Origin of the sequence: Pseudomonas sp. RIT-PI-o, from assembly GCF_001297215.1 — a bacterium.
GTDB classification, from domain to species: domain Bacteria; phylum Pseudomonadota; class Gammaproteobacteria; order Pseudomonadales; family Pseudomonadaceae; genus Aquipseudomonas; species Aquipseudomonas moraviensis_A.
The window spans coordinates 83,707-107,647 of record NZ_LHPA01000022.1 but is presented as its reverse complement, the minus strand read 5'-3'; the positions used below and the strand labels follow the sequence as shown (position 1 = coordinate 107,647).

The 23,941-nt window shown below is 52.4% G+C and carries 32 protein-coding genes; 24 read left to right on the top strand and 8 right to left on the bottom strand.

The genetic code is table 11. From position 1 onward, the window contains the following. Nucleotides 1-39: 39 nt before the first annotated feature. Nucleotides 40-312, top strand: a complete 273-nt coding sequence (locus AEQ63_RS13890; protein WP_064363828.1) for an HU family DNA-binding protein — start codon at nt 40-42, stop codon at nt 310-312. Nucleotides 313-354: 42 nt separating this feature from the next. Here the strand turns inward: AEQ63_RS13890 and AEQ63_RS13885 are convergent, their stop codons facing one another. Then, nucleotides 355-717: a TraR/DksA family transcriptional regulator gene (locus AEQ63_RS13885; protein ID WP_236705261.1), complete on the bottom strand. Its 363-nt coding sequence runs from the start codon at nt 715-717 to the stop codon at nt 355-357. A 201-nt stretch (nt 718-918) separates the two neighbouring features. On the opposite strand from AEQ63_RS13885, the gene AEQ63_RS13880 reads away from it, so the two are divergent. Next, the gene (locus AEQ63_RS13880) at nt 919-1,821 is read left to right on the top strand and encodes a hypothetical protein (RefSeq protein WP_064363826.1); all 903 of its coding nucleotides are present in this window, start codon (nt 919-921) and stop codon (nt 1,819-1,821) included. On the opposite strand, the gene AEQ63_RS13875 is transcribed toward AEQ63_RS13880, so the two are convergent. Continuing rightward, nucleotides 1,808-2,239 (bottom strand): hypothetical protein, encoded by a 432-nt coding sequence (locus AEQ63_RS13875; RefSeq protein ID WP_064363825.1) that lies wholly within the window; start codon nt 2,237-2,239, stop codon nt 1,808-1,810. The two genes, AEQ63_RS13880 and AEQ63_RS13875, sit on opposite strands and share 14 nt — an antisense overlap. Nucleotides 2,240-2,382: 143 nt before the next feature. Continuing rightward, on the bottom strand, nt 2,383-3,960 hold the full coding sequence (locus tag AEQ63_RS27235; protein ID WP_161806081.1) for a tandem-95 repeat protein: 1,578 nt from the start codon (nt 3,958-3,960) through the stop codon (nt 2,383-2,385). A 211-nt stretch (nt 3,961-4,171) separates the two neighbouring features. Between AEQ63_RS27235 and AEQ63_RS13870 the strand changes: the two genes are divergently transcribed. From AEQ63_RS13870 to AEQ63_RS13840, 7 genes are all read left to right on the top strand, one after another. Then, complete coding sequence (locus tag AEQ63_RS13870; RefSeq protein ID WP_152972371.1) at nt 4,172-4,669, top strand: hypothetical protein; 498 nt, start codon at nt 4,172-4,174, stop codon at nt 4,667-4,669. 214 nt (nt 4,670-4,883) lie between these two features. Continuing rightward, on the top strand, nt 4,884-5,363 hold the full coding sequence (locus AEQ63_RS13865) for a hypothetical protein (RefSeq protein ID WP_064363823.1): 480 nt from the start codon (nt 4,884-4,886) through the stop codon (nt 5,361-5,363). 5 nt (nt 5,364-5,368) lie between these two features. Beyond that, nucleotides 5,369-5,812, top strand: coding sequence for a hypothetical protein (locus AEQ63_RS13860; protein WP_064363822.1), 444 nt, complete (start codon nt 5,369-5,371; stop codon nt 5,810-5,812). Nucleotides 5,813-5,908: 96 nt separating this feature from the next. Continuing rightward, the gene (locus AEQ63_RS13855) at nt 5,909-6,382 is read left to right on the top strand and encodes a hypothetical protein (RefSeq protein ID WP_064363821.1); all 474 of its coding nucleotides are present in this window, start codon (nt 5,909-5,911) and stop codon (nt 6,380-6,382) included. A 102-nt stretch (nt 6,383-6,484) separates the two neighbouring features. Then, entirely contained in the window at nt 6,485-9,832 is a 3,348-nt protein-coding gene (locus AEQ63_RS13850; protein WP_064363820.1) for a hypothetical protein, read from the top strand. A gap of 33 nt (nt 9,833-9,865) precedes the next feature. Further along, a complete protein-coding gene (locus tag AEQ63_RS13845) occupies nt 9,866-10,288 on the top strand; it encodes a hypothetical protein (RefSeq protein ID WP_064363819.1) in 423 nt (140 codons plus the stop codon). 23 nt (nt 10,289-10,311) lie between these two features. Then, nucleotides 10,312-10,743 carry a hypothetical protein gene (locus tag AEQ63_RS13840; RefSeq protein ID WP_152972370.1) on the top strand — a complete coding sequence of 144 codons (432 nt, stop codon included), beginning with the start codon at nt 10,312-10,314 and terminating at the stop codon, nt 10,741-10,743. A gap of 33 nt (nt 10,744-10,776) precedes the next feature. On the opposite strand, the gene AEQ63_RS13835 is transcribed toward AEQ63_RS13840, so the two are convergent. Further along, nucleotides 10,777-11,475: a GNAT family N-acetyltransferase gene (locus AEQ63_RS13835; RefSeq protein WP_064363817.1), complete on the bottom strand. Its 699-nt coding sequence runs from the start codon at nt 11,473-11,475 to the stop codon at nt 10,777-10,779. 427 nt (nt 11,476-11,902) lie between these two features. Here AEQ63_RS13835 and AEQ63_RS13830 point away from each other — a divergent pair, with 427 nt between their 5' ends. The 12 genes from AEQ63_RS13830 to AEQ63_RS13770 all read left to right on the top strand — a co-directional run bounded on the left by AEQ63_RS13830 (nt 11,903) and on the right by AEQ63_RS13770 (nt 17,541). Further along, entirely contained in the window at nt 11,903-12,199 is a 297-nt protein-coding gene (locus AEQ63_RS13830) for a hypothetical protein (protein ID WP_152972369.1), read from the top strand. After that, nucleotides 12,192-12,476: a hypothetical protein gene (locus AEQ63_RS13825; protein ID WP_064363815.1), complete on the top strand. Its 285-nt coding sequence runs from the start codon at nt 12,192-12,194 to the stop codon at nt 12,474-12,476. The genes AEQ63_RS13830 and AEQ63_RS13825 overlap by 8 nt, the downstream gene beginning before the upstream one ends. A 103-nt stretch (nt 12,477-12,579) precedes the next feature. After that, nucleotides 12,580-13,005 carry a hypothetical protein gene (locus AEQ63_RS13820; RefSeq protein ID WP_064363814.1) on the top strand — a complete coding sequence of 142 codons (426 nt, stop codon included), beginning with the start codon at nt 12,580-12,582 and terminating at the stop codon, nt 13,003-13,005. Nucleotides 13,006-13,013: 8 nt separating this feature from the next. Then, nucleotides 13,014-13,211 (top strand): hypothetical protein, encoded by a 198-nt coding sequence (locus tag AEQ63_RS13815; RefSeq protein ID WP_064363813.1) that lies wholly within the window; start codon nt 13,014-13,016, stop codon nt 13,209-13,211. 85 nt (nt 13,212-13,296) lie between these two features. Next, entirely contained in the window at nt 13,297-13,749 is a 453-nt protein-coding gene (locus AEQ63_RS13810) for a hypothetical protein (protein ID WP_064363812.1), read from the top strand. Between the two features lie 58 nt (nt 13,750-13,807). Continuing rightward, complete coding sequence (locus AEQ63_RS13805) at nt 13,808-14,035, top strand: hypothetical protein (RefSeq protein ID WP_064363811.1); 228 nt, start codon at nt 13,808-13,810, stop codon at nt 14,033-14,035. Nucleotides 14,036-14,050: 15 nt separating this feature from the next. Continuing rightward, the gene (locus AEQ63_RS13800; protein ID WP_064363810.1) at nt 14,051-14,257 is read left to right on the top strand and encodes a hypothetical protein; all 207 of its coding nucleotides are present in this window, start codon (nt 14,051-14,053) and stop codon (nt 14,255-14,257) included. A 22-nt stretch (nt 14,258-14,279) separates the two neighbouring features. After that, on the top strand, nt 14,280-14,606 hold the full coding sequence (locus AEQ63_RS13795; RefSeq protein ID WP_152972368.1) for a hypothetical protein: 327 nt from the start codon (nt 14,280-14,282) through the stop codon (nt 14,604-14,606). A 123-nt stretch (nt 14,607-14,729) separates the two neighbouring features. Then, complete coding sequence (locus AEQ63_RS13790) at nt 14,730-15,053, top strand: hypothetical protein (RefSeq protein WP_064363808.1); 324 nt, start codon at nt 14,730-14,732, stop codon at nt 15,051-15,053. 73 nt (nt 15,054-15,126) lie between these two features. Further along, nucleotides 15,127-15,294 (top strand): hypothetical protein, encoded by a 168-nt coding sequence (locus AEQ63_RS13785; protein WP_236705260.1) that lies wholly within the window; start codon nt 15,127-15,129, stop codon nt 15,292-15,294. Nucleotides 15,295-15,494: 200 nt separating this feature from the next. Then, the gene (locus AEQ63_RS13780; RefSeq protein WP_152972367.1) at nt 15,495-16,277 is read left to right on the top strand and encodes a hypothetical protein; all 783 of its coding nucleotides are present in this window, start codon (nt 15,495-15,497) and stop codon (nt 16,275-16,277) included. 739 nt (nt 16,278-17,016) lie between these two features. Next, entirely contained in the window at nt 17,017-17,541 is a 525-nt protein-coding gene (locus AEQ63_RS13770) for a hypothetical protein (RefSeq protein WP_064363804.1), read from the top strand. Nucleotides 17,542-17,663: 122 nt separating this feature from the next. Here AEQ63_RS13770 and AEQ63_RS13765 read toward each other — a convergent pair whose 3' ends face one another. From AEQ63_RS13765 to AEQ63_RS13750, 4 genes are all read right to left on the bottom strand, one after another. Then, nucleotides 17,664-17,918 carry a hypothetical protein gene (locus tag AEQ63_RS13765; RefSeq protein WP_064363803.1) on the bottom strand — a complete coding sequence of 85 codons (255 nt, stop codon included), beginning with the start codon at nt 17,916-17,918 and terminating at the stop codon, nt 17,664-17,666. Nucleotides 17,919-18,683: 765 nt separating this feature from the next. Further along, nucleotides 18,684-18,962 (bottom strand): hypothetical protein, encoded by a 279-nt coding sequence (locus AEQ63_RS13760; RefSeq protein ID WP_064363802.1) that lies wholly within the window; start codon nt 18,960-18,962, stop codon nt 18,684-18,686. A 160-nt stretch (nt 18,963-19,122) separates the two neighbouring features. Further along, nucleotides 19,123-20,058 (bottom strand): S49 family peptidase, encoded by a 936-nt coding sequence (locus AEQ63_RS13755; protein ID WP_064363801.1) that lies wholly within the window; start codon nt 20,056-20,058, stop codon nt 19,123-19,125. 18 nt (nt 20,059-20,076) lie between these two features. After that, nucleotides 20,077-20,442: a DUF1294 domain-containing protein gene (locus tag AEQ63_RS13750; RefSeq protein WP_064363800.1), complete on the bottom strand. Its 366-nt coding sequence runs from the start codon at nt 20,440-20,442 to the stop codon at nt 20,077-20,079. 507 nt (nt 20,443-20,949) lie between these two features. On the opposite strand from AEQ63_RS13750, the gene AEQ63_RS13745 reads away from it, so the two are divergent. From AEQ63_RS13745 to AEQ63_RS13735, 3 genes are read left to right on the top strand one after another with little or no spacing between them, the layout of a single operon-like run. Continuing rightward, on the top strand, nt 20,950-21,714 hold the full coding sequence (locus AEQ63_RS13745) for a toxic anion resistance protein (protein ID WP_064363799.1): 765 nt from the start codon (nt 20,950-20,952) through the stop codon (nt 21,712-21,714). Nucleotides 21,715-21,727: 13 nt separating this feature from the next. Next, nucleotides 21,728-22,861 (top strand): toxic anion resistance protein, encoded by a 1,134-nt coding sequence (locus tag AEQ63_RS13740; RefSeq protein WP_064363798.1) that lies wholly within the window; start codon nt 21,728-21,730, stop codon nt 22,859-22,861. A gap of 10 nt (nt 22,862-22,871) precedes the next feature. After that, nucleotides 22,872-23,933, top strand: coding sequence for a hypothetical protein (locus AEQ63_RS13735; RefSeq protein WP_152972366.1), 1,062 nt, complete (start codon nt 22,872-22,874; stop codon nt 23,931-23,933). The last annotated feature ends 8 nt before the right edge of the window (nt 23,934-23,941 follow it).

The following is a 23,941-nucleotide window of genomic DNA, read 5'->3' as shown; positions in this document are numbered from 1 at the left end:
AGCAACCCATGTCGGGGAACTCAATCAGAGGACGCGTGAATGAACAAAGCTGAATTGATCGATGCAATCGCACAAAGTGCGGATCTGTCTAAAGCAGCGGCAGGTCGTGCGCTGGACGGACTGACTGATTCCATTACCAGTGCCTTGAAGGCTGGGGAAACAGTAACGCTGGTCGGGTTCGGTTCCTTCCAGGTGAAAGCCCGCGCTGAACGAGGGGGTCGTAATCCAAGCACGGGTGAAGCAATTACCATCCCAGCGGTCAACAAACCGACTTTCAAAGCGGGTAAAAGCCTGAAAGATGGCTGCAACTGAACACTTGGGGGCCTGGAAATTTTGGGCCCCCGACCTCTCGATCTAGGCCACTCTCAAATGTTTCTCGCGCAGCTCCTGTCTTTGCTTGGCTTCAATGCACAATGTGGTGGCAGGTCGAGCGAGCAAACGCTTAATTCCAATAGGCTCCCCGGTCTCCTCGCAATAACCAAAGTTGCGATCCTCAATTCGCTCAATTGCGCGGCGTAATTTCGGCAGATTCATGCGATCTCGCTCAAGCATTCGAAGCAACTTTTGCCGCTCTTCCTCGACCGATGCCTGATCAACATCATCGGCAGGTTTCTCCAATGCAGATAACCCCTGCTTCCCCCCGCTCACTCTCTCAAGACACTCCTGAATCTGCGATTGAAGTAACTCTTTGAAAAAGACCAGGTGATCGTCGTTCATGTAATTTGAATCACTAGACGCTAACAGCTCTTCTCTTGTCATCACAGACTCCAAAGCATGGAAAACCAGCACCGATCCTAGGAGGAAGCTGTTCAGAGCCACGGGCGGAATTGCCCCCTTGGAGGGGGACGTTTGGGCCGATGGCCCTGGAGAAAGGCCGCGAACATTGGAGCATTGATCGAGAAAGGGATTGGAGTCGTAATGATGTTCAAAGCGAGGTTTGCAGTCATGTGGCTGAGTGTTGCATTGATGGGAGGCTGTACCTCATCCATCAAAAACTTCTCAACCGAAATTACCGCGGCAGGTGGCCGTGCAACAGTTCTGCAAACGACCCCCTTCCCTCTGTTGGCGGCTGTCAAAAAACATGCTGAAGAATCGACGACGCTGCGCGTTTACATCGAAGACGACGGTAGCAAGGCATCAGAGTCACAGGGATCAACGAACCCTACCCCAAAAAAACTGATGCTGGTCAAACTGGCCCTCAACGATCCAGCCCCATCTGCGTATCTGGCGAGGCCCTGTCAGTACGTCTGGAGCGAACGTTGCGTTCAAACGGAGTGGTCCGAAAGACGCTTCAGCTCAAGCGTCATCACCAGCTATCAAGAAGCGCTGGAGTTCCTTAAAGGTGTCCATCACAACCAAACATTTGAACTGGTGGGCTATGGGGGGGGCGGCGCCGTAGCATTGCTACTGGCAGCTACAAGAACCGATGTGATTCAGGTTCAGACATTGGGTGGAAATCTAACGCCTTCAACCTGGAGCCGACTTCACCAGACGGCACCTCTAAAGGGCTCAATCGATCCAATAAGATTCGCCAAAAAACTGCAGATCATCCTGCAGCGTCACCTGGTCGGGAAAACCGACTTGGAAGTTCCCCAAGCGGTCGCAGAGGCCTACATGCTTGCCCTCCCGGAGGCGGACTGCCTCGAGGTCACCTTGGTAGAAGCAGATCACTCTCAGGGGTGGGAAGAGGCTTGGGGACGATACCGGGATCAGCCTGTCAGATGCCATAGACCCGATTTCGTCCCCTCACATTCGGTGCCAGGCCAAGAAGGTGAGGACGATGAGGATGAAGCCTTCAAGAATGACTTCAGCTTCGAATGAGGATGGGGTCGCCATTCAGTGAGCGTAAAATTTCAGATTTTGAAGTTTTGGCGGCTGGTTTTGCAGTTTCGATAAGGCTCAAGCGGAACTTGTCGAATAACCAGGTGGGAATCAGCCCCGTCATAAAGGTGCAAGCAACATTGAACTGCTCAATCAGCCTGCCTTTAAGTACCTGACGTCCAGACGGGGAAATAATGCGGCCCTCATCGGGATCGAAGACAAAGAAAGCGAAGCCCTCTTTGTTGGCGATTTCGAACCGATCATTGAACGCGTTCAGCGCGGCCTCGGCTGAATCCGCCGAGTTTAGCCCAGCCTCGACCTGGGCTTGGTAGATTCCTGGTACCAGCAAATCCTCTTCCATTGGCTCGCCTATCGGGAGCACCGCGATGTGCAGAGTCTTTTCCTTTCTTGCGTTCATATCCTTGAGTACCTTTTCGAGTTATTCGGACAGTTGCGATGTGTCTCAAACCTAGAATGACACCATCAAAAAAAACGCAAGTGACATGATTCAATTGTCACAAAAAAACCCCACTGTCAGAGTGTGACGGTGGGGTTGGGTGCTTATTGTTTCGTTACGACGGACTTAACTTTCACCGGGACATTTTCCCTCGTTTCAATCTTGAGCGGGAACCTGAGTGATGGAGCATCATTAATGGGGTTGACGGTAATCTGAATCGATGCAGGGAGAGACCACCCGCCCTCTTTATCCATCGCTCTGTATGTTAACGACGTCGTTCCATTCCAGTCCTTAAATGGAGTGAATGTAAAGACATCTCCATCAATTCTGCCGGTGCCTTTCTGCGAAGGTGATTGTCCTACTATCTGGAAAATGAATGGCGGTGAGCTATCAATATCTGAAGCAGTCAATCTCAATGTGCCAGGTATATCTTCATCTGTGGTCAAAGAAACATTCTGAACTACAGGTACATCGTTTACATTGAGAACAGTAATAGCAACTGTCGCCACATTTGAATAGGCGCCAGCTCTGTCACGAATTCTATAGGTGAGCGAAGTGGTACCAAACCAGTTAGGTGTCGGAGTAAAGGTTAATCGGTTCCCTGAAATCGATGCAGTCCCATGCGCTGAGTTTGGTGCTGCAACAATTTGCCAAGTGTGACTATCGCCTTCGAAACTGAGATCAACATCAGTCACGGGAAGGGTAATCGTTGCAGATGTATCTTCTGACAACGTCATGGACTGATCGGAGGCCAATGGTTGATCGTTAACCGGTGAAACTGAGATGGGAATCGAATACGTAAGTGAGCCACCCCCTCCCGCATAGACAGCGTTATATTCAAGGGATGTTGAGCCGTTCCAGTTCGCATTTGGGATAAACACGATAGAACTGCCGCTAAAATATGCGCTGCCATTCGCTGGCTGCTTCAAAATCTGGTAACTGATACCTGGATAGGACCCAAGGTCTACGGCCTTAGGGGTGTCTTCTTGTGTAGTAATTGCTACCTGAGCGCCCACGTATACACTTACATACCCCATGTTCGCCGATATCAAGAAAGGGTAGTTGTCCCTTGTACACGCATAGGTAAACCCAGTTGTACCGATAAACGATCCGCCCGGATTATAAACCATCAAACTGCTCCAATATGAAGCAGAACCAACGGAAGGTTGTGAGTAAATTGCTGCGACGGGATCGCCAGGGGTATTCGCGCATACCGCGCCGCCCCACCCTGTTTGGCCTTGGACTGTATAGATATACGTATTGCTAGTTACCGGATGCCCTGCGGGGTTCATTGAGCCATTAATACTGATGTTGTACGTTACAGGGCCAGACGCTGCACCAGTAGAGTCGTACGCTTGAGCAACAAACGAGTCGTTCCCGGTAAAACCATATGGCGGCGTGTAATACATCGACCCCGCCAACGCGGTAACTTTACCGTAGGTTGGTCCGGATAAAATCGTTGCAGTATCTTGTATTGCCCCCCCGTCAGGATCACGAAAAAGCGCCGAGATAGGGCCAACCCAGTTTTCAAACCGCCCCATCTGAACAAGAACTGGATTGCCTTGGGTACTCACAGGTGGTTGGTTTGCCAATGCTTGTGAACTCAACATTGAACCCAGCAGTAAACCTATAACGGAAAGTACGCTTAGCGGTTTGGATGCAGTAATAGGGTGTTTGATCATTAGGCGAACCATTGGCTAATTTAGGTTTAAGTGAGCTTCAGACGTTCATGAACATGATGATGAAGCTTCGCCTCCCCCCTTGGCGCCTGTGTTTGCCCCCTCGGTGGGGGTTAAAACGCCGCCAGTCTAGAGCTGCTTTGGATCAAGATGTCGGCATCGACACCGTGATCGTAGGGTTACGATCCGGGTCAAAATGCGCGAGGGCCAAAATGTGAGCGGTAAGAAAAAAACCGAAATCTGGATACACAGTTACAGTGCAGAAGGTGGCCTAAGGCACGCCTCAAAGGTTCATCCGCGCGCATTCCGATCAGTTGACTCCAGGGATCAGCAGTACCGGCGCTGGCTTCAGGAGCTGCTGCGCGGAGCGCCTGAGTCTCCATTGGCGATGTACATCAAATGCACGCGCTTCGTTGATCTCGCGAAGCCAGAACATCGAGAGAAGGCGCTGACTCCCCTGCCGTTTGTTTTTTTACACTACCTGCGTGAGTCCAAAGGTTGGACCTTGCCACAGCCTGGTTCGCCAGTCCTGAACCTTATCGCCTTCGATTGGCTGACTGCTGGTGGAAGCCAGATGGTTATTCCTCACTCGGTTCAAAGCTCAAAGTCGATCGATCAGATCGAGTTAGCAGGTCAGATAAACGAAATCTTTGAAGGTCTGAAATCTTCACGCCCCGACTTGCTTCCGAAAAACTTCACCAAAAATGCTTGACGAGGCCTTTGTTAGCCCAGTCTTGCGTTTTCCTTGCGCCGCTTATCTTGAGCCTGATGTCGCCTACCTCTACTGCTCATCATTAGCCCCCAACTCGGGGGCTAAAAGATCACAACGCAGAGGGGATCGATATACAGAATGAACATTGTCGCCGGTGAAGCAGTATCACTGCAGATGACCGACAGCATCCTCAAGTTCCAAGGAAGCAATGCCTATGAGTGAGATCTTTTCGACACAGCGGCCTGTCACCGCGGCCATGCATGCACTGCAACAAATGACCAACAGCAGTGGTTGTTTCTCTATTGGTTCGTGCCCGCACGACCGTAGTGATTTTGAACGCTCTCTCGGCACAATTTATACCGAGCTTGGGCACCTGTTTTTTGAAGAGACAGGTCCATCTGAACTCGGAATTTTCATCAGTGAAACGACTCTCCAGGGAATTACCAATCCTGGGATCTTGTTAACCGAGATTGTCAGGAATTTCATGCTGGCCTACAGCGACAAGGATCATCAAGGATCGGCCAGGGCTTTGTTCGACGAGCTTGACGCTATGGCTCTGTCAGTAAGAGAGCGCCGAGCCCCCGCTTTGAAAGCTGCGCTATCTGAGTTGGAGGACTGGCCAGCAACGCCCCGATCGCTCCCGTCGGTGACGGCTAAGATCCTGCCGTTTAGAAAGCGTCCAGTAGGGAGTTGAGGGTAATGACCGCTCTAGAAATCGTTCTGCTTTTAGCCGTCGCTGTGCTTTCAGTATTTCTAAGGCGCGTCTACGGCAAGCTCGTTGCCGAGAGGAAGAGCAACGATCAACTCTCGTTCGAGGCGCAGCACTTACGCGACCACCTTTACAGGATCGTCATGCATGTAGAGCACTTCAACGGAGGAGTGCTTTACCGAATTCACGAGTGCCGTGAAACCACAGAGGCCATCCTCAAGCATTCCCCGCATGTGTTCCGGAATGAAACAGGTTTGGTCCATTGGTTGAGTGCAGCAGACCAGTTCCTTACAGAGCTTGACCGAATCGTGCTCATCGATGGCCCCATGGCCTCCGAAGCAGCCAAACAGTCGGAGCTACCAGCCGAAAGACACCCAGCGACAATTTACAACCGAATCAAATACGGCCCCGCGATCGGTGCCGGTGATCAGTAGCGCTTGCGTTTTACGAGTTGGATGGATGATTGCAGTGCTCCACTCAACTCAAAACTAATACGTCCCCCTCCCATCAATTGCCAAGTGAGTTCATAAATGACTACTCAAGCTTCTCAACCTCAGCTGTTTCAACATCGCGTACAGCAGCTTTTCGTTCCTGGTTTGATTTACCTCCTGGGCACTGCGGGCGCGTTGGCCGCAACCTGGTGGTTGAAGCATCACCTGGAGCCAGTTCTACCGATCCTTCCATTCTTCGTTGCGCTGTTTATCCAGCAGAGCGGAGCTCGTGAGGATTTGACTCGGAAGGCCCGGGTCGGCAACGCAATTGCACTCACCGTCCTTGCAATTGCATGCGAGATTTTTTACCAAGCAGCAATTGGTTTCGATACGCCCACTGCTTACTTTTTTTACCCTTTCCTGTGCGCGCTTGGGCTTCTTGGTGACACTGCGTGCCGCTGGATCGACCACGCGGAGCAAAAAGGCAGTCCCTTTGTGAAGGTACTCGGCATCGCCATCTTCCTGACTGGTATTGGAATTGGTCTATACGCGTTCTACCTGAACAGCGTGTGAGTCTGAGATTACGAAATAGGGGGCCTTCGGGCCCCCTTGCGTTTTCTGCATGCCCAATATGCTTTCTCACAAAGAACCACATACCGAGAACAGACGGCAGCCATGAAAGAAATCATTCAGCCTCAGCAACCGAAGGATGCTTTTGAGCGCCTTGAGAAATTTCAGTCTCTATCTGCTGGCCAGTATTGGCGGGCATTAGTGGATGTACCCAAGTACGCAATCAAGCAAGACACGGTCCTACTGATCGAATCGATCGCCTGGGTAGATAATCAGCCTCATACCATTTCTGTCCGGGCGCATCCTGATCAGTACGGTCAACATTTGGAGGTGGAATGGACTGATGAGCAGGGCCAAAATCGGCAGGGCTACGTCAGATGTCAAACACATGATTTTCGGACATCGAGCTTCCTTCAACAGTTTGAGTTCGAACCAGCCCACGAGCAGATTCGCCAGCGGGAGTTAGCCGCCGCACAAGGCCGGGTGTTCGCTCTGCAGCAGGATCTCGTGGACACACAGTCGAGCCCAGAAAAGATGGCACAACTCATCGCTGAAGGGCTCGAGGAGTTCGCGCGCAAATCTGCAAATTCCAACCCAGCAGGGCAACTGCCAATCGCCATTGACCATAGCGCTCGTGTACCCCAGAACCTATCCAGCTTCCTCTCCTCCGGGATCACTGAAAGCTCGATCGCAGTAATGAAGGCTCAAGCTGAAAGGTCCCACACCATTGCAACGATTCAGGGGAATTGGATCACAAGCAAAACCAAAGAAATTGAGCAGGCAATCAAACGCATGACTCCGTACTTTGACGAGTATGGGGCCGCAGCGCTGGCCCACACTGAAGAGGTGCGCGTCTACGTCGACAAAATCATGGCAGGAATCAAGAGCCTCGATCTGTACATTGGCAAAGACGTTAAAGTGACAGCTATTCGCAAAGGCACCAGCGCTTGTAGTTCGATTCCTCTGACCATCATGCAGCGCAAGCTGATCATGGTTGAAGAAATAGCCGTGTTCACCCACGTCGATGAGGCCTCAGATCACCGAAACTTCAAAGGCTTGAGTCAGTTGCTTGCGTCCAACGACGAGTTTGTTGCTCAGATATTCCCTACCGAACGCTGCATCGTCTGCATGTGCAGTACTCGACGTGATGTTTATTACGAAAACGCATTCGAGGGGATGCAGCGCAATCGAACCAACCACGAAGTTTTCCTTCTGGTCAGGGATGGCGAAAATATTCATTGCGTGGATTCCCCAGTAACAACACACCTTGGTGCCTCGCGGCTTTTCCCATCGAAGAATGAAATTGATGAGCTATTCAAAGGTGTTGGTGGAGAACAGATCACATTTGACTCGTTGAAATACACAAAATCGCTCAGTGCATTCGAGGCTCAATCGCTCCACTACAAAAGGTTCCTGATCCTGATGGCGGGATTAGATCACCGTCTGCAGCTATTTGGTCAGTTTTACTCCGAGCCTCAGGGCCTAGATTTCGTGACCCTCTCCTTTCAGGAAAAGTACCTGCGGTTCATTCATGACGATGATGGGGAGTCTATGCTCCCGCGTGAGCAGCTGCAGCACGTCTCTGAGTGGATCAAGGAGATGAACAGCTACCTTGCGCCGGGATCGCGGGTCTACTGCCTCTGGCATCGTTTGAGAGGCGAAGACGTCTCTCCGGGCTTACTTCACTTCAAAGCCGATCCTGTTCGTAATAGTGGGATTGCGCTGGCATATAGAGATGGGAACGACATCTGTGTAGACGTCGACGCCAGGAGGCCACGCTGGCACGACAACCAGAACGTCTTTCAATCGAAGGTTTTCCTTAGCCGAACCGGCAATCTCACTCCGGGTGCCGAGCCCTATCTTGTTCTTGATGCGGTTCAACCCGATCAGCTTCGCCGCTACATCTATGATCGAGAGTCACGGGTGCATTCCGTCGAGTACATCGAGTTGTTCAAACAAACTCTTAAATTTGTGCAGCAAGAAAGGATGCACGAAGAACCCATGCGCTTTCGGATGCGCCAAGCACTCATTGAGGGGGGCATTATCGAGGCTTCGGAAGCTGACGCCCTTGTCGACAAAGCAGTCATTCGCTGGAGGGCTGCAAACAAAGGCGCCTCACTACCCAGGTTCGAAGGTTCAACCCCTCCGGAAGAATGGTCAGTCTTGCTCAATCTCCTGTTCATGCTGCAGCACCGTTCATTAGCGAGTCAGCGCGCCATCGAATCCTTTGCCCGAGACCGATCCTACAGTCCACTACGGTTGGTCCTGACTGGAAAATCGCAGTTAGTGCTGTATACCGCTCCGTCCCCCGCTGAGCGCGATGATCGCGTCTGCCGTTTTGCGTGGGTTCATCGAATTGTTTTACGGGTAGGAAAGCGCTCGATCGGAGAGCTTTCTCGTAAATGGGTGCTGCTCCAAGAGAAAAGCGCAGCGGAGCTTGTCCAGTATGAGTGGCCAGAGGCCAAAGAGTGGGAATCTCTCGAGTCTCCCTTTAAAAGCCCCCAGGCCAAGGTTGATGTCTTCAACCGGTTGACCTTAAACGCCGACCTATTCAAAGATTTTCTTGAAAGCGAGAGCGCTTTTGGCGAGTTTTCTAAAGCTTGGCGCCGCGAACATCGCCTGTCCAATGCGGGCCCACAGCGCACAATCTACCGCCCCACGTTCTTCCTTCCCATCGGACTAATTGGCCGTGGTACGAGCTTGAATTATGTAGGGTTTGGAAGCCAGAACGGTGCTTTTGCGCTGGCGAACTGCACCGCTTCGGAAGAAGCGTGGGAAGAGGTGGTTTCGGAGTATTTGCGCTTGAACAAATCCGCGCACATCGAAAACGAATTGCGCTCCCACCGAAATGGTCGGAGGGACCTGAGCGTGTTTCGGATTCATGAGATGCGGCTTTCGTCATCTCCGCACTGCACGCTTCCATTATTTCACGGGATAAAAAGCCCGAATGAGCATCAAGAAAATTACCTGAGAACCTCGGTTGATAACCCAGTGTCGTTTGACCAACGATTCCGCGCGCTCTACCCAAAGGACGACACAGGGGAATCCCGATTAGTCTGGATAGCCCCACCGCTTCGTGCTGGGGGAGAATCTTCCGAAGACTCATCCAATGTGCGTGTGGATGAATGGCTGGGCCTTGAAGGCATCCTGGCTACCGTTGCGATGAAGACCATCGTCACAGTGACTTTCACAAGCGAAGGCGCCAGCTTTCCCTACAAAAGCATGATGTGGGCATTTGACGGGAAGGTCGATACGTCTACATCGTCACTGTTTGACTTTAAAGGCTGGAGCGGAGCTTCGTACCGTCACGAGTACTACCGGTACCAGGACGAATACGACGCGGAATTTCAGAAACTGGAAAATCAGGCGATACCTATGGACAAAGCTCCTCCTGAATACCCCCAGCCGAAAAGGCCAGACAAGCTTTTAGCGTGCTGGTACCTGCCTGCCTGAACCGTTCTTACCACTCAAACGAGATGCCAGAAAATGATGAAAATAAACCCGCTTCATGCTCTTACAGTTCCAGCCGTAGCGATCGGCATATTCGTGCTGTGGCGCGCATTCCATCACGATGTAAATGACCTCGCCGCCGTCGACAAACAACCACCAGGAAAATATTTCCTGCTCCTAAAAGAGACTGGATCCGGACAGCACGACGCGGCAATTGTTGCCAAGAGTGCCGACGGCAAACAAACCGTACGCCGCGGTGTTGCAAAGGGTGACATCAATAGCCCGGTCAATAACCAACGACTGATCACCTTTTCGTCTACGAGTAAAGGCTGCGAAGGAACCGTCGTCGAGTTGCTACAGTATGGCGGCTCAGTGAAGGTTATTGGGCCAGTGAGCGTCGATCCAAGCTGCTCGCTTGACCAAGAGTTGCCCGAAAACACGGTACTGAAAAAACTTTAAGTAACCGCCCGCGGGGCTTAACCATGGCAGATCAGAACGGAACCTACATGCCAGACAAAAAAAAGACGTTCTCCGGTCCATCATGGGTGATGATCCTGGTCATCATCCCTGTTGCAGCCTATTTCGTGTTGACGCCGTTTACGCACGATTGGTTTTTACGTCAGGAGGCGTCTGCATCCGGCTACGCGATCGTAGCGGAACACTATCCGGAACTTTCTGCTCAGGCTCAGGAAGCAATATCAAGCAGGATTGCAAAGGGTTATCTTTCGAATGAAGACTTGCATCATCTGATGTCGGTGATGGTGAAAGAAACACCTGGCGGAATCCAAACCTACCCAGCTCCTGATTTTGGGGATGAGCGTGAATCAGCACTCACTCAGACAATACAAAATCTGTGGGGGGTGCCGCGGAAGTCAAAAGCTAAAGTTATTCTGCTGAGCCTTACCAGTCGTTAACCAACCATCATTCTCGGCGTCATCCCCGCTTATTCAAGCGGGGGCACGCGATCCAAGACGTTTCGCAACGTAAGTTTCGGCCTTCAGGCAAAGCGCCTTGATTCGCTCATCAGCTTCTCTGTACGCTCGATCAATTGCCTCCACACCATGTGTTGCAATTGCATCCTTACGAGCCTGTATGACCGCGGGGTGATCTTTGATCCGCGACATGTCCATGACAGGCATACCCATGTCATCAGGCGCCGGGGAAGAGTACATCTGCACCTGACTGCTTCGCGCCAACTCCACCTTGAATCCCAACCGCTCATAAAGCGGAACGCTCTCTACGAAACAAGTGAGCGTGGCTGAGGGGTATCGGCGCAGCATATGGTGGATCAATGCTGAGTAGACGCCCCGTCCTCGGAATCCCTCATGTACCGCACCGTAGTTGACTCCACAATGCTCTTGAGAGCCGGTGAGCGGCATGTAAAGCAGAAAGCCAATTAGCAAGCCCGGATGCTCATCGTCATCGAACGCCACCAGCACCTCCCCATTACCACCGCCAGGCTGACCGATCGCACTGAGGTATGCGTGAATTTCGAATTGCAGATAGATCTGGGAGATTGGATAGAGCGGATGGTCTGGTGGGCACGCATCCATTGCGAGTTCAGTGGTGTAACGCGCCGACATACCGATAATTTGCTGTGCAAGAGCCTCTGGTACCGCGTCGTCGTAAAGACCAAAACGAATCATGAAATAAGCCTATCAGAGACGTGTGAGTTTCGTTGAGATGCTCGAGTATACATTCGCGAGAATGTTGCTTCGATGCAATTAGCCGTTTCCCCCACCCTGTTGTAATCGCCCTCGAATATTCCGCGAACACCAGGGCATGCCTATGGTTAGAGCTCTCACACATCTCACCCCCATGGCATGGCTGCGAGATCGATTCCATCAGTTTTAAACGACTAATTGCTCCCTTTAAGGGGGCAGTTTCATGCTTGCTTTAATTTTTCACATGGGATGATTGCGAAGGTAAACGCCATGACCGCAAAAGAGCAAAGCACGCTGAAAAGCCTGCAATCAAAATGGGGTCAACGCACCGCTACACCTCGCGAGGGCTGAGCGCTGCATGGAACAGGAACAGAAGGCCCGCGCAGTAGCGCGTTCGTAAAGGAATAACGTGAATAACTCAAGATGGAAACTGTTCGGCATGTCGCCCAAAGCATTGGTTGCGACCGTCGCTGTGGGCATTGCACTGATGCTTCTGTTTAGCATCTGGATCGGCCTGGTTGCCGTCCTGATCGTATCTGGCGTTATCCAATATCGGAACTACCGCGAAGGTCGACCAGAGGCTGCGTATGAGGTCACTGAAAGCGGCACTCGGCTGCTGTGGAATGACGGCCAAAAAATGGTCGCACTCCACGTCGCGGCCTTATTGTTAGTGGAAAACACAAAGACAGGAGCTGGAAATGATTGACGCACAAAAGCAGAAGTCCGGATTTTTTGCTGAAAACATCCGCTGGGTTCGGCCACTAATCATCGCGTTAATTTTACAGGTTGTACCGGGCATTGCCGACCAGCTCGGCGGGATCAAAATGCCCTCTGCCGTATTCCTCCTCCTCGGGCTGCTGGCCATGGTTTACGCAGGCATCATGGCCCGTCTTACAGATACATTGGCTGCCAAGATTTTCACCTACATTGTGATCGCGGCGGCAGTGATTGTTCTAGGCGTGAAGCTGGCCCAGTACATTTAGCCCATTCACCACGGAAAGCGCCGCCGATATCAGCCCGCCAAGTCGCGGGCTTTGGCAGTACCAAGGCGCAGTTTCCAGCCGCCGTAATTACAGAGGATGAAGCATGAAAAGAATGAGTACGTTCAATCAGATCGGTGCAGGGTTACTTGCCGGTTTCGGTATTTCTTTTGTCTTGGGAAACATCGTTTTCCAGGCCGAAGTTTTTCGCCAGGGTGCAGAGTCTATTGGCGTTACGTTTTGGGGGTTCGGTTACTTCTTCGGCGGTCTGCTGACCAGCCTCATACTTTGGGCAGCATCGAAACGTGCCTACCATGGCAAGTGGCTGCTGTTCTTCTTTTTCACAATAGTGGCTGTCGGCTCCATCGGGCTGAACAACATGATCGCTGACCCATACGCAACGAATTCTCTGTATTTCCAGCAGAACATTGCTGCTATGGCGCAGCTTGTAGCTCAAATTCTCTTCTACGGCGTTCCGGCTGCGCTGGTCTTGTTCTACGGCAGTGGTCTGCAATCCCGGTCCAAGGCCTAGGAAAAATGATGGCGACCACTATCACTGACCGCGTTTTTGGGCTGGAAATTGACCGCCGTGCTGAACTGGCTGCGCTGGAGCGCGCCGAGCAGTCCGGCAACCATGTAGCTGTGGCTATCAATCGCGACCGACTCAGTGCCGCAACGAAGCGGCTTGGGGAAGCCGCTTCGTTGATCAGCCCCATCGAGCTAAGCGACGAGGCTTAAAACCTTGATCGCTCACAGCATTAAAGTGTTCTAGGAATCCACGGCGGATCTGCCGTCCAGGTACACCACAAGCAGGGAGTAGCCCATGAGCAACACATTCACCCTTCAACACACACCGATAAATTCGGGTAAAGGCAGAACTCCGATTGCTGATGCTTACGAGCAGATCCAGGCAGCGCTTGCGACTTATCAAGGCCTCCTGACAGCCGAACTGGGGAGCGAGGCCGATAGCTACGAGTTGGCTTGTGCTTCCGTGGTTATGGGACGCGAGAACGTCGGCATCGCTTTCAGTGTGAAAGATCACTGTGTCTACGTTCTGGTTTCGGACGATGGTCGGCCAGATCTGAGCTACCTGCCGAATTGGCTCCTGGATATGGCCAAGTGGCTCACAGAATCCTTGCGGACGTTCGTGGTGCCAGATCAGGGAAGCGAGTTCCCGTACTGGGGTGATAGCGAGCGCGGTCGGTTCATCGCATACAAATTCAAAATGGCGGATTCTCCGGCGAGCATCGTGCCCGCCGGCACAGAGCCGAAGTAAGCATGGGATTCGGCGCCCAAGCTGTTCTTTGGTATGGCCTTCGCGGTGAGGACAAATGATGAAAGGTTTGCTTATCAGTTGTGCAGTAGTACTCGGGATAGTGCTGTTTTCTAGCCTGCTCTGGGTGCCGGTGATCGAGTTGTTAGCTTCCGCGTGGTCAGATATCGACGCTGAAAAAAACTGGTTCTTGCTCTCAGGAATGATAGCGACCGGTGCTGTGGCAGCGTGCTTAGGTTGGCCCCTGTACGAGTCGAAGAAGCCCGCTGACCTTGGCAAACACAACTGAATTTACGGAAAAGTCATGTTCTACGAAACAGTCAAAGCAGCGTACGAAACTGGAAAAGTTCGGGTTGGCCTTCCGGCCCTCGGTGGGGGTAATCGCGTCACCATCGAGGCGAAAGGCCTCATCGGCTTTAAGGTAGCTTTTCTCTCCGAAGCAGAGCGGCAAAAGCTGGCCGAGCTTTCCAAAACCGATGCTATGGCGATGAAAGCCCGCCAGCCTAAGTAATAGGGAAAAAAAAGGTGCAACTATGAAAACAGTTCCTGAACGCAAAGTCGCTCTGAGGAAGCCTTTGATGATCATGGTGGGTGTCTTGGCGCTGGTGTTGGTCGCCATTGTCTGGGTGTCGATCATCCGGGCTCAACAGCGAAACCATTACGTGACGACTGACCCTTTCAGCAGACTTCTCGTTGTTAGTGCGCCGGGCTGCGAAGTTAATGGGCCTGATGGCAAGTCGCTCAGAGATGAAATAAGCAGTAAAGCTATGGGTGAAAAAATGCTTTTTCCCGAAGGCACAACTTTTACCGGTGACTGCTTTCCCGTTATCCCCAAGGAAAAGGTCAGCGCCGATGAATGAGCAGGGTTCCTTTCTCCGATCTCCCCAGCCATAGGGAAAGTCGCTGCCGATCCAGCCCGCCACCGCGCGGGCTAAGTCCGTAAGAGAGGGGCTACTCCAGCCCCGCAATCAGAGGGTGATGCAATGAGTGACCTTTACGCGGCGATCATGAATTTACCGTGCGACCCAGATTCGTCGAACCATGCCGAACGACTGGCATTCAAGCGAGGCCACAAGCAGGCACGACACACTGCAGCTGAGCTGGCATCTGAACACCTAGTCGAAGCAGATCTGCTAAGGCCCGATGCGGCGGTAGCAGCCATACAATTCGCCCTGAACGACGATGATGGCATGCAGTTCCTGCGACTTTGGAACGGCGGTGATTTCGATGTGATTCGCCGCGAGTGGCCCGAAGCTCCCGAGGAAGTTTTCATCGGCGCCGATCCGTTGCACAAACCATCGAAGTGAGCAGGCTATGTCTTGGGGAGATGCAGCGGCACCGGTCGTCGCAGAAGTGATTCGCAACGTGGGCCGGAGCGACATGAAAGCGCTGCGAAAGGCTTTGACCGAAGCCTACCCTTGGGGAGAGCGAGAAAACACGCCGTACAAAGCTTGGCTCAGCGAGATTCGTCGTCAGTTGGGCCATCCGTTGAATGCGCCTAAAGCAGATCCCGCGAACAAGCAAACTGACATGTTCAACCAGCGGTAGAAAAAATAATGCGAAATCCGATATTTCAATTTTCGACGATAACCGAGGTAGCTGCCCGTGATAATCGCACTGGAACTTCGCATGCGGTTAAGCACCAGTGCTCCGAGCAGACTCTATGCGGCATCGCGCAGCGCGAACTGGACGGCTCCTTGTGGGGCAGTCTAAGCGAGCACGATGGGGTCGTAAGCTGCGAGTCCTGCATGTCTGAACTTATACAACACAACGTGGTTGGTATGAACGCAGGCCCGAGGCCATTCATCAATGAGGCTGTCGTCGTAGATGGGGTAGTGCTCAATGACTTCGGTTGGGGCGTCTTTGATCGTAGCTACGAGCATTTCTTTGCTTACGGCTATCACGCACCAGGTACTGTCCTTGAGATCGGAAGAAAGCTTTCCGGAAACAGCCTGACATCCTGGGGTGAACTGCAGACGACAATCTTTGCGCACTGGACCATGTCCGTTGAGAGCGAGCCGCAAGACGGTCCCTACTGCTGGCTTGCTTGGCGAAAATCTGCTGAATCAGATCTCACGTTTCCCTCGCTGAAGATCGTTCCTCATGAGGTAACGGTGCTTCGGCATGATGCCTGGCTGATTCTTGGTGAGCAGGATATGGAGACAGAGTATTCGTGCAGGAGACTGAGAGATTGGTATAGCAGCTCTACCAAGCTCGGCAGGCCGGCAACTCTGGACGATTTCAATCCTGAATATGCCCCTGGTTACACCCTTTGGGGCATTCCTGAGGGGGATTCGGAAACGACTTGTTTGGAATGGCCAACTGCCGACTTTGAAGAAGCGTTAAGGTTTCTGAGTAAGTGGGATTTGGCTGGTGCAACTCAACTAGAAATTTCCGGCGACTCGATTTCCGTAAGCAAAGACCAGCTGGAAGCTGGGGCTACAAAAATCATAAGGCATGGAATTAGAAACCATGGCCGGGATGTTCCGTTCCACAATTTCCTTGAATGGTATCAGCTTAGAGAAGGCTGATCGCCTCGGAAATATAAGGAGCCTGCCGCATGGCACTCATTCACGTCATCAGACAAGGCACAAGCACTCAGCAACAAAGCGGTGTGGATTTTGATTGCTGTGATTGGCGCGGCTTGTCTTACGCTTATCGTAAAAACCATAGGCGTTCTGTTTAAGGCCGGATATTGGTGGCTGGCCCTGTTGATTATTGGTCCCTTGGGGACAGGCTTAACCTGACAGCGCTTTGCCCCTGTACGACATCTTAGAAAACGGTTCGCTCTGCTAAGCCGAGCAACCTTCGAGAAGGACGGAGCAAATTGGGAAAAACCTTGTTGGCAGGCTCTGTCCTCTTTCTGGCTGTCTGCTGCACACAGACTTCATATGCTGAAGAAAGCACCTGGAATCAGAATGGCGAAATCTTGCCTCTGGGGGTTGTCAGGAGATGCATAGGCGACCAGTTCTATCTATTGGTTGTGAATGGTGGTGTCCCCGGCGGTGGCTGGCCCCTATCAATTACCCCAGCGCTTAAAGACGGCCTGCCAGAACGATGCAAACAGCCCTCAGCTTCTGACGCATCTTCCGACCCAGGCCCTTATGGGCAGCGTCTTCGGGAGTTGGAGGCGGATAAATTGCGTCGAAAGGCTGCTGGGCATTCTTCCTAGCCAAAATTTCAACAAGTTGCAGCTGCCACTCCGGCCCATGCCGGGCCGAGGTGTACAAGGCGTGGCGATTACTGCGGTCATGATCTGGAAGGGTAAAAATGAGTACATGCGCGAACATATTTGTTCTTTTCAGTGGCACGCTCACAGACGCGCGTATCTCTGAAATTGAAGAGACGTTATCCAACAGAACTGCGGTGCCCGTTGACCACGACGAGAAGCGCTATGGCCGACTCTTTGCGCTTGAGCATGCGGATGAGTTTTTCGAAATATCAGATGATGGCGTTTTTCAATATCAAGACAATATGCGGTGCTTTGCGCCGAAAACCACGAACCTGCAAGGGCGTTTTTTTCACATCAGCTATGTCAGTAGGTGGTGGGACAAAATCTACCCGGAGGGTCCTGCGATCTTCTATTCACTGACCATGCTTTGGCTGATGTCTCAGGCAGACGTGGAAGGCGTTTGGTATACGAGCGATAGCTACAGTGAAGGTGATCGCTACCCGCGAATGAGCAAGTCCGAAGTGCATCAAATGATTGATGACTTTGTGGCTACCGGCGATATCACCAACGATCGGCCGACCCGGTACATCCGTGCAGTAGACGGCAGCATTATCAGCGTGTGACGAAATTGCGGCTCATACCGCGCACTCTCTCAAAATCCCCTCCCAGAGTGACGATACTTACGTTGACTCGAATAGCTGCACAAAAAAATAGGGGCCGCGCTTTAGCGGCCCCTATTTGTTGTTCACAGCATGATCCCAGGAACGCGCTGAACCATGTTCACCGCTGGCTGGGAACCGCGTTTCTCTTCAAGTGGCGCTATCCAGTTACAAACCTTTTCTTGTCCAATCATCTGGCAGTTAGGCACTACTTGGGGTAACGGGATAGAGGTGTAAGCCTGATCAGTACTCGCAGTGCGCTCGGGATGCCCGGTGCATCCGAGAAGAACCACTGAGAACAGATATAGGGCGATATCGCGGGCATTGATAGCAAAGTTCATGTGTGTCTCCAGGAAAAGGAGGCACGACTACCCCAACGGGGCAATAGCGCCCCGTATGGGTAAGGATTGGTGGGTGTTTGTTTTGAGTGATCACCGGTCACTATCAAACGATCAGTCTCAAGACTGAACGCAAGAATCTGCTTTCGTCGGCGCCAACGCCGCGGAAGAAGACTCCGAAATCAGTGTAGCAAAAAACCATATCGCCACTACGCGCTCGTTGAAAATTTCTGCCGAGCTACGAGTCCGGCTTGCATTTTTTCTATGACAGGCATGATGGATTCAAGAGGCAGGCATAACTCGAAGTTAATGACCGGCCAATATATCCAGACGTCCAGAAGGCGGTCCCTGCCACAAGTGGGATAGAGCCCGCAGAAGGTGCTCTCGACGATGAAGTCGGTAAAACAGCTGCAGTCTGTGATGGTTCGCGGACTTGTATCACCTGGTTTGGTTTACCCAGCGAAGGTACGAGCAGGTCACCTCCAGCAGGTCGATACGGTTAGTTCCGGTAGATCTGTCCTTCGCTACTTGTAGCGTTGGCCCCAACGGGAGAACCAGGCACAACCGTAGCCCCGCGTTAAGGGGCATTTATTCCCATGGCCCAGCAATGCTGGGCCATTTTTCATCTAAAAAAAACAAACACTCTTATTCGACGGGACAACCCACACCAGCCCACGTCGAGCACGAAACCCAAAAGGAATCCCACCTTTCAGGGGGGGCGTCGATAACCAGCAATTTGCGGCATCGCGTTCGTGCATCGTTCTTTCTTCAATCCACAACTTCTACATGATCCATGCTGCCTTTCCAGCGTGCTCCAGTATCTTTTTCAAGCACGGTTACAGCATCAATGGCCTCATGAACCTCAATTACTTGACCCTCACCATAGCTGGCATGGTCAGTCTGGAAATAGACGGACTTACCAATAAGGCCATGTGCTTCTATCTGTTGGTGATCGGTAACCATCTCCATCATTCCCTCATTAAATCGGTGGGTCACTCGGGGGCGTCCCCAGACCACCGCATAGATATCGGAGACCGACTTAAGCATTGCATCGCTCGGTCAAACGGGCCGCGCGCGCGATCAGGTTTCGTAGCTGCATTGGTTAGAGCGCTCACCGACTGTCCCCGAGGCAATTGTTGCAAGTGGGCAATGAGCGCTCTACCAATACAGCCCATGTCCAATGGGCTGCTCAAAATCGTTTTACGAACTATTGCAGCCGCACCCCAGAAATCCCCACCATCTGCGAAATCTCGTTTGCAACCGATGCGCCAAGTTTGCTTGCGAATCGATCAAATGGATTTTCCTTACGCGTAAAATCGACGATCGTTTCTTGCTGAATAACGTCGCGCGCCACCAGGTCGGTATCACCCAATTGATCAATTAGCCCCAGCTGCAAAGCCTGCTCACCAGTCCAGATCAAGCCGGAGAACAGCTCAGGGTGTTCAGCTGACTTAAGGCGATCGCCGCGACCATTCTTCACCGCCGTTATGAATTGCTGATGGGTCGTCCCGAGGACGTTTTGCCAAAACAAGGTTTCACTCTCGTTCCGTGGCTGGAATTGATCCAGAAACGCCTTGTGCTCTCCTGAAGTGTACGCACGACGCTCGACACCGAGCTTGCTCATCAGATCGACGAACCCGAAGGTCGCCGCCGTTACACCGATTGAGCCGACCAGACTGGCCTTGTCCGCGTAAATCAGGTCAGCAGCACTCGCGATGTAGTACGCACCTGACGCCCCTAGATCACCAATAACGGCATACACCTTGACGTCAGGATGTAGCACCCGCTGTCGCTTTATTTCATCGTATATGAGCCCCGCAGCTACGGGGCTTCCCCCAGGACTGTTGATTTCAAGTACGACGCCACGGGTTTTTGGGTCTTTAAATGCTGCAGCTAGGCTTCGCTTCACATTGTCAGCACTGGCTCCAGCACTATCTCCGATCGGTCCGTTCACCTCGATCTTGGCAGTTTGGGCACGTCCATCTCCCTCCCCTACCAAGTCTAACGGACTGTTCAGCACCACGGCGCCCACAACCACTGCAAAAGTCATGATTCGAAAAGCAATCTTCCAGCGCCTTGCTCGACGCTGCTCTGTAACCGACGCCAGAAGCACGCGCTCCAGGACTTCCAAATTCTTATCCATTGTTCGCCTTGAGGTAAGTCAGACCAAAATTAGGTCGGGAAACATCCACGCTGCACACGACAGGCAGGAGATGTTGAGGATCACCACCAGAGCAAACCTGTTGCGAAATCCATTTTTAAGAGAGCTGTAACCGATAAGCCCTCTCGCGATTAGACCGCCACCCCAACCGCCAAACGCATCAAAACCGAGCAGTTGCCACTCAGGGAGCCGCGCAAGGCCTGCAATAGCTTTCCGCTTGTCCATCATGTGAATCGTGAAAGAAGCCGCACTGGCTAGCAGTATGTAGAACAGCAGACCATGGGTCGTTTTCACGAGAACCCAGTTAATAAAGAAGGCGCTGGCTAAGGCCATCACACCCAGGAAGATTCGATTCAGTCTCGTCATGCGCAGGCTCCAGACAGTGTTTTTTCCTGGAAGAATCTTCTGCCGTCACTTTGGAACAGGCAGCTGGAAGGTAGGTAAAGCGTAAATTGCAGGATGTTTGCATGTGAATCGAATCTGCCCCCCAGCCAGGGGGAATCATTGAGGCTCATCCGCTCGCTATCACTAACTAATCGGCTCGTGGTGGTGCACTGCTCGCGCCACTAACGGTCGATACCAAATCCCGTATTTGCCCCCTGATAGGGGGGAGATTCGACGCTCCCTTCCGGAGATCGGATGCAACCATCTCACCATCACTCGAATGGCAGGGATGACAACTTTATGAAACTCGCACCCCCCCTCCTCCACGCGTGTTCTCCAGCGAACACACCGCTCGGGTTGTTCTGCGACCGCACCTAACCCCTTGCATTTTCCAAGGGTCAGGAAAACTGGAAACGCAGAACCCGAATCGAAACGCTCGCTAAAAGAGACCAGCGAGCGACCTTATTCAAGCCCCCGTGGGAACCACGCATGAATACCCAAGTGGAACAACTGAAGCGCGAGGTCATACCCAAGCTCTTCCTGGACTCCTCGTCGATTGGCACCTATGGCCGCGATGAGCAAAGCCTCAAAGTCATCAACGGACACTCCGATCTTCTGGAGCATTCGCCGGTCGCGAAGCTGACGCAAAAGCTGGCGCAAATCATGACAAAGATGTCCGACGCGGACCCTAAAACCATCAACGAAAAACCTAACTGGCTTCAGCGCTTCACCGGTCAGGCCGTCGAAGCGCAAGTGCGGTACGAGCACGCGCGCAAGTGTCTCGAAGACTTGCTACGCGAGGCGCAGGAACTTAGCCGCGAGGTCGACCGTACTGTGGTCAAAATCGACGAGATGCTGGCCAATAGCGGCGCTGAAGAAATCCGACTTAAAAATCTTATTCAGGCTGGGCGTGAATATCTTGATGAGAATCCCGACGCGGGTATCCCGACAGAGCACGAAGTTTCGTTCGACAAACCTCGTGAGCGGTTTTCGCGCAAGTTAACGAACCTGGCAACCTTGCTGGCATCCAGCGAACTCAGCAACAACCAACTCCGGCTAGCCCGCGCGGTGGCAATCGACATGCTCGATCGACACGGCGAAACCGCTTCCACTCTGGTTCCCGTTTGGCGGCACCACACGCTGGCCCTGATCACGACAAAGAACCTGCAACCCGAAACCATGGCCGCGGCCACAAAAGCCCACGATGCGCTGAAGCAAAGCCTTGCTATCGCGCTTATGAATCAGAACGGCTAACGGAGGCTTCACGATGACAACTCAAAAGAACACCAGCACCAGCGAGCTCGCTGTCACCGAGGCCACCACGCTTCTTCCCGCCGCTCTGGACCAACGCACCCTCGAAGGATTAGGTGTCAGCGCCCTGGATATGGCCCGAATTCGAGAAGTTGCCCAGAAACTCGACCCTAACGTGGTGCAAACGGTTTCAGAGTTCGGTCGTGACATTGACGGCGCTAAAGTCGATACCGATGACTTGCTTGGATCGGTCACAGCCGGTGACTTGGATGAAGCAGGCAAAAAACTTTCCCAGGTCGTGCACATCGCCCGTTCCATCAACCTCAAGGGTGCCTCCTCGCTCCGCTCGCCAATACCAGTAATTGGGCCGTTGATTGACCGCTTCAGCTTGTCGACCAGCAAGTTGCGCGGCCAGTTCGAATCAGCAAGCGTTCAGATCGATACGCTGGTAGCAGAGGTGGAAAAAACACAGAACAACCTCAGCCGCCACAACGCCTCACTCGAAAACATGAAAACCGCGGTGAAGCAGGACTATCGCGAAATGGGGATTCATATCGCCGCAGGCAAGCTGCGACTTGCGGAACTCAGCGACGAGCTCGCGCACCTCCGATCCACCGCTCAGACGCCGTTGGAAGTTCAGCAGGTTGCGGACTTGGACGCCTATATCTCGAACCTGGACAAACGGATTGGCGACCTGACAGTTTCTCAGCACAGCACTTTGCAAGAGCTGCCGATGATCGCGGTCATTCAGTCGAACAACACAATGCTGATTGACAAATTCGGCACTATTCGTGAAATCACAGTCCCGGCGTGGCGACGTCAGTACCGTCTCGCGCTGAGTCTGAAGCAACAAGAAAACGCTGTGGCCATGGCCAATGACATCGACAACGCAACCAATGAGCTGATTAAGCAAAACGCTCTTCTTCTAAAGCAAAACGCCATCTCGACCGCGAAGGCCAATCAGCGTCTGGTCATCGATATAGAAACCCTCAAGTTTGCACAGGACACCTTGATTGACACCGTCGAGGAGGTTATTCGGATCCAGAAAGCCGGAGTCGCAGAAAGACAAAACGCGGAGAAGCAGATCGAAGGTATGCGCCTGATGCCGCTGAGCCGCTTGACCAACCACAACAGCTCAGCTGTGCACTAAGGGGGTGTAAGTGGATACCTCTCGCGATAATTCAAAACCATCTCAACTGACGTTTGAGGAGTCTGCCAGCTCTGGGTCAGCTCCGCTGTTCATGAGCGAAATTGAAGCTCTCGAATTGAGGGCGTCAAAGATCAAAAAAATTGGCTGGATCACTTCTGGCTTAACACTGGCTTGCTGTGTAGTTGCTGTAATCGCAGCAGTAGCAAGTGGTGTCTTGGGGCCTGATGCGAGTCTTTCCAGCATTGACGTTCCTCAAAGCGTGCTTGACCAGTTTCCGGAACGATCAGCTTTTACCAGCATCAGCGCTGGAAATGATTCGTACAACCCTGTTTCAGGCCCACTCGAATCGTTAACCACCGCTATGACTGAAAAAATGAAGTTCATTGGCCCTTTATTGTCCGCAGTGTGCGTTCTCTTCGCGATCGTGCGTCAAAGCATAGCCCCCATTATGCTAGCTGTAATGATGGGATTTACCCCCTTCATAATGTCAGCTTTCACTGAGAGCACTGGTAATCGAAGCACCAGCTCTGGAGCAGTCGCTGAGGAGTCTCCGAGAAAGATTTTCGAGAATGCTATCGACGATCTCGATTACAAGAAAATCGAGAAAATGAGCGTTAGCCCCAACCAACAAAGCATGGCTACCCGATATTTGGTCGCACAAATTTCGGCAGCCATAGCATTGCGTGACGTTGACAAGGGCGATGCAGCGGTCAACCGTGATCGAGCAAAATCTGATATCGCCAACCTGTTCGCCGTCGATAATGGGGCATTCAAGGACCTCACCGCCAAACCACAAATTCTCTATGCACTGGATTCATTCGCCCATGACAAGGTAGTAAGCCCAATAGCTCAAGCATATGAGATAGACCGGCTGGCCACAGTCGCGGCCGCCGACACTGTACGGAAGCTCAGCACAAGTACAACATGGTCGGTCGCTGGGATGGCCACGCTTCTTATGGCTGCGGCGGGTTTCCTGGGTGCTCGAGTAAGGCGAATCAAGTACCTACTTGAACCAGGCAGTTTCGTTGATAGCCCACGCAAAATGTCAAAACGTTTTATCCCGATAAAGTGAACACAGCC

What these genes read in the sequence shown, in the direction of transcription:
- AEQ63_RS13890 (WP_064363828.1), top strand. Translation starts at nt 40, where the DNA reads ATGAACAAAGCTGAATTGATCGATGCAATCGCACAAAGTGCGGATCTG.
- AEQ63_RS13885 (WP_236705261.1), bottom strand. Translation starts at nt 717, where the DNA reads ATGAACGACGATCACCTGGTCTTTTTCAAAGAGTTACTTCAATCGCAG.
- AEQ63_RS13880 (WP_064363826.1), top strand. Translation starts at nt 919, where the DNA reads ATGATGTTCAAAGCGAGGTTTGCAGTCATGTGGCTGAGTGTTGCATTG.
- AEQ63_RS13875 (WP_064363825.1), bottom strand. Translation starts at nt 2,239, where the DNA reads ATGAACGCAAGAAAGGAAAAGACTCTGCACATCGCGGTGCTCCCGATA.
- AEQ63_RS27235 (WP_161806081.1), bottom strand. Translation starts at nt 3,960, where the DNA reads ATGATCAAACACCCTATTACTGCATCCAAACCGCTAAGCGTACTTTCC.
- AEQ63_RS13865 (WP_064363823.1), top strand. Translation starts at nt 4,884, where the DNA reads ATGAGTGAGATCTTTTCGACACAGCGGCCTGTCACCGCGGCCATGCAT.
- AEQ63_RS13860 (WP_064363822.1), top strand. Translation starts at nt 5,369, where the DNA reads ATGACCGCTCTAGAAATCGTTCTGCTTTTAGCCGTCGCTGTGCTTTCA.
- AEQ63_RS13855 (WP_064363821.1), top strand. Translation starts at nt 5,909, where the DNA reads ATGACTACTCAAGCTTCTCAACCTCAGCTGTTTCAACATCGCGTACAG.
- AEQ63_RS13850 (WP_064363820.1), top strand. Translation starts at nt 6,485, where the DNA reads ATGAAAGAAATCATTCAGCCTCAGCAACCGAAGGATGCTTTTGAGCGC.
- AEQ63_RS13845 (WP_064363819.1), top strand. Translation starts at nt 9,866, where the DNA reads ATGATGAAAATAAACCCGCTTCATGCTCTTACAGTTCCAGCCGTAGCG.
- AEQ63_RS13840 (WP_152972370.1), top strand. Translation starts at nt 10,312, where the DNA reads ATGGCAGATCAGAACGGAACCTACATGCCAGACAAAAAAAAGACGTTC.
- AEQ63_RS13835 (WP_064363817.1), bottom strand. Translation starts at nt 11,475, where the DNA reads ATGATTCGTTTTGGTCTTTACGACGACGCGGTACCAGAGGCTCTTGCA.
- AEQ63_RS13825 (WP_064363815.1), top strand. Translation starts at nt 12,192, where the DNA reads ATGATTGACGCACAAAAGCAGAAGTCCGGATTTTTTGCTGAAAACATC.
- AEQ63_RS13820 (WP_064363814.1), top strand. Translation starts at nt 12,580, where the DNA reads ATGAAAAGAATGAGTACGTTCAATCAGATCGGTGCAGGGTTACTTGCC.
- AEQ63_RS13815 (WP_064363813.1), top strand. Translation starts at nt 13,014, where the DNA reads ATGGCGACCACTATCACTGACCGCGTTTTTGGGCTGGAAATTGACCGC.
- AEQ63_RS13810 (WP_064363812.1), top strand. Translation starts at nt 13,297, where the DNA reads ATGAGCAACACATTCACCCTTCAACACACACCGATAAATTCGGGTAAA.
- AEQ63_RS13805 (WP_064363811.1), top strand. Translation starts at nt 13,808, where the DNA reads ATGAAAGGTTTGCTTATCAGTTGTGCAGTAGTACTCGGGATAGTGCTG.
- AEQ63_RS13800 (WP_064363810.1), top strand. Translation starts at nt 14,051, where the DNA reads ATGTTCTACGAAACAGTCAAAGCAGCGTACGAAACTGGAAAAGTTCGG.
- AEQ63_RS13795 (WP_152972368.1), top strand. Translation starts at nt 14,280, where the DNA reads ATGAAAACAGTTCCTGAACGCAAAGTCGCTCTGAGGAAGCCTTTGATG.
- AEQ63_RS13790 (WP_064363808.1), top strand. Translation starts at nt 14,730, where the DNA reads ATGAGTGACCTTTACGCGGCGATCATGAATTTACCGTGCGACCCAGAT.
- AEQ63_RS13785 (WP_236705260.1), top strand. Translation starts at nt 15,127, where the DNA reads ATGAAAGCGCTGCGAAAGGCTTTGACCGAAGCCTACCCTTGGGGAGAG.
- AEQ63_RS13780 (WP_152972367.1), top strand. Translation starts at nt 15,495, where the DNA reads ATGTCTGAACTTATACAACACAACGTGGTTGGTATGAACGCAGGCCCG.
- AEQ63_RS13770 (WP_064363804.1), top strand. Translation starts at nt 17,017, where the DNA reads ATGAGTACATGCGCGAACATATTTGTTCTTTTCAGTGGCACGCTCACA.
- AEQ63_RS13765 (WP_064363803.1), bottom strand. Translation starts at nt 17,918, where the DNA reads ATGAACTTTGCTATCAATGCCCGCGATATCGCCCTATATCTGTTCTCA.
- AEQ63_RS13760 (WP_064363802.1), bottom strand. Translation starts at nt 18,962, where the DNA reads ATGCTTAAGTCGGTCTCCGATATCTATGCGGTGGTCTGGGGACGCCCC.
- AEQ63_RS13755 (WP_064363801.1), bottom strand. Translation starts at nt 20,058, where the DNA reads ATGGATAAGAATTTGGAAGTCCTGGAGCGCGTGCTTCTGGCGTCGGTT.
- AEQ63_RS13750 (WP_064363800.1), bottom strand. Translation starts at nt 20,442, where the DNA reads ATGACGAGACTGAATCGAATCTTCCTGGGTGTGATGGCCTTAGCCAGC.
- AEQ63_RS13745 (WP_064363799.1), top strand. Translation starts at nt 20,950, where the DNA reads ATGAATACCCAAGTGGAACAACTGAAGCGCGAGGTCATACCCAAGCTC.
- AEQ63_RS13740 (WP_064363798.1), top strand. Translation starts at nt 21,728, where the DNA reads ATGACAACTCAAAAGAACACCAGCACCAGCGAGCTCGCTGTCACCGAG.